Here is a 2,979-nt window from a genome sequence, read left to right as displayed (position 1 = left end):
GCTAAAATTTATTTTAATCATATATACATTAAATAAAAAATATAAAAGATATAAAAACTTAAAAATAACTGAAATTTAGATAGATAAAAAAAGATAAAAAATAGCTAAAATTTAGTAATTATTTTAAAATAAAATATTATAGTAAATTTAACTAAATATTCTAAAATAAAATATCATATTAAATTTTAGAAAATAAATTAAACTGAAATATCCTTTGTAGTATATACTCCATATATTAAAATTATAATAGATAATATATAGAAAATCCACACAACTAAATCTGTAGGACCTGTTTCTAACCATATAATTGTTTGTGCAAGAATTATAGCATAAAATGCAGTGAAAATATTATGTTTAAATTTCTGCATAGTATGAAGTGATTTAAGAATAAAACCTATTAAGAACATCTGTATAAACATTCCAATAAATCCAAAGTCAAGAAGTGAAGGACCAAAGATTGTTGAAGTAGTTGAATGAGGATTAGATATTACATAAGAACCAACTAAAACACGAGGATCAATTGATGAAAAAAATCCTGTTAAAGTAGAATATAATAATAATCCATGACTAATTCCTTGTTTATATGTAATTTTATCAAGAATATTAATTGTATATGCAGATCTATATGAGATTAATTCTAATGGATTTATTTTCCAATGTTGCCATTCAATAGATTTTATAGCTATAAATCCAATTGCAATAAGAAGTATAAATATTAAAGCTAAAAATAATATTCTATACTTTGTTTTAATTTCACGTGTGTAATATAAAGTTATAAAACTAGATAAACATATAGCAATTGGTGTTGTTCTATATCCAGTTAATGAAAATAATACTATACCAATGATAAGTAGAATATAATGTGAATTTCTATTATACTTAGCAAGTAAAATATTAATACATGGTAAGAATATTAAAAATGATAAAAACCAGATTTTACTTGCTGCTTTTTTCTTAAGATATCCACTAAATAATGGAATACCACCTAAGAAATAAAAATTAATTAACTGTAAGATTAAACTAAAAATAATTAAACCTATTAATAATAATTCTAAATTTGAATAATTATTAAAAAAAGGTAATTTTTCTAGATATATTCTAAAATAGCTATCAGGATTATTATTTTTAATAGATATTTTTGATAATTTTTTAATTAAATCAGATTTTTTAAATATATAATTTGAAAATTCACATCCAAATACTAAAAAAACAATACCTAAAAAAATGTATAAAAATACTTGATAACTTGGAAAATGTATTAAATTAGGTCTTGTAAAATGAATAGGAAGTGAAATTAATACAAATAAAATAATTAGTAAAATCAATACATATGGATTTAAATAATCTCTTTTTTTAAGAATCTTCATCTTAATTACCTGAAAATTTATCTAAAATTATTAACTAATTTTCACTAATATATCTTGTAAAGTTAAATGCAAAATTTGGATTAGAGCAAGCATGAACATGAATATAACTTGCCATTACATTTTTATCTAAAATACCATCTTTACTACCTGTAATACCATTTCCTCTTTTAACATCAAGAGCAAATTTAGCATTATTATCAGTGGCAATTGAAGTATAATGGAATTCATGACCTCTAAAAACATCCCCTTTATCAGATATAATATTATCTTCATTTGCCTCAGTAATAGTATAAGATAATCCTTGAACATGTTTATTCATTTGTGAATCATATGGAATAACATTACACATACTTCTACCATCAATTGATTTTGATAAATATATTAATCCTCCACATTCACCATAAATAGGTCTTTTATCATTATAGAAGTCATAGATAGATTTTCTCATTGAAGAATTTTCCTCTAAATCTTTAGTAAAAAGTTCAGGATATCCTCCACCAATATATAAACCATCAACATCAGGAATTTCCTCATCTTTATATGGACTAAAATCAATAATTTTAGCGCCATTATCTTTTAATGCATCAAAACATTCTTGATAATAAAATGAAAAAACTTCATCACGAGCAACTCCAATTTTAACATTTTTCTTATTTCCAACCTTCCATAATTCATTTGAATTAGGTTTTTTAAATTCATCACTATCTGGAATAGAATTAATATTCTCTTTAATAGATTTATTAGAATCTGATGAATATTCTTTCATGATTTCAAGTAAAGCATCAAGATCAACATATTCTTCAACAACTTCAATCCATTTATTAATATTAGATGCAATTGTTTCTTTTTCTAATGCTGGAACTAAACCTAAATGACGTTGAAGAACTTCAATATCTTCATTTCTAGGAATTCCTCCAATAACTTTTGTATTAGTTAAAGATTCAATAGCTTTTTTAGTTTTTAAATAATGTTTTTTACCTTTAACTTTGTTTAAAATAACTCCTTGTATATTAACATCAGGATCAAGATTTTCAAAACCAAGTACTACTGCAGCAGCACTTTTAACAAGACTTCTTGAATCAATGATTAAAACAACAGGAGAATTTAAAGATTTTGCAATAGATGCAGTGTTACCAACATCCCCAGTAGGAGATATTCCTTCATATAATCCACGTACTCCTTCAATAATACCAATTTTAGAATTTGAAATATCTAAACCTCTTTTAAAACAATGATTAATTTGATAATCATTCATAAAAAATGAATCTAAATTTCTAGAAATATTTCCAGTTGCTAAACTATGATAAGAAGGATCTATAAAATCAGGGCCAACTTTAAAAGCTTGCACGTTTCTTTCTTTAGAAAGAGCCCCCATAATTCCTGTTGCAATTGTTGTTTTTCCAACTGCACTACTTGTTCCAGCTAATACAATATTCATATATAAATTTAATATTGATAATAATATTAAAAGTTTTTTAAAAAATGATAAAAAATATAGTATAAATATATAAATTATATATTAGATAATTTAATGAAATAAATTATAATTTATATTAAAATTAAATAAAATAAGAAAATAATCTAATATTAATATTATAATCTATACAAAAAT

The 2,979-nt window shown here is 22.7% G+C and carries 2 protein-coding genes; both read right to left on the bottom strand.

Going from position 1 to position 2,979, the window contains the following annotated elements; genetic code table 11:
• Window positions 1-197: 197 nt before the first annotated feature.
• Window positions 198-1,367, bottom strand: coding sequence for an oligosaccharide repeat unit polymerase family protein (locus BGI41_RS07485; RefSeq protein ID WP_088540075.1), 1,170 nt, complete (start codon window positions 1,365-1,367; stop codon window positions 198-200).
• 34 nt (window positions 1,368-1,401) lie between these two features.
• Window positions 1,402-2,805 carry a Ni-sirohydrochlorin a,c-diamide synthase gene (gene cfbB / locus BGI41_RS07480; RefSeq protein ID WP_088540074.1) on the bottom strand — a complete coding sequence of 468 codons (1,404 nt, stop codon included), beginning with the start codon at window positions 2,803-2,805 and terminating at the stop codon, window positions 1,402-1,404.
• Window positions 2,806-2,979: the final 174 nt, after the last annotated feature.

Source organism: Methanobrevibacter sp. 87.7 (assembly GCF_002208625.1).
Classification (GTDB): Archaea; Methanobacteriota; Methanobacteria; order Methanobacteriales; family Methanobacteriaceae; genus Methanarmilla.
This window is presented reverse-complemented; position numbering and strand designations above follow the sequence as displayed.

Excerpts from the sequence above, each read along its gene's own strand:
- BGI41_RS07485 (WP_088540075.1), bottom strand. The coding sequence starts at position 1,367 with ATGAAGATTCTTAAAAAAAGAGATTATTTAAATCCATATGTATTGATT.
- cfbB (WP_088540074.1), bottom strand. The coding sequence starts at position 2,805 with ATGAATATTGTATTAGCTGGAACAAGTAGTGCAGTTGGAAAAACAACA.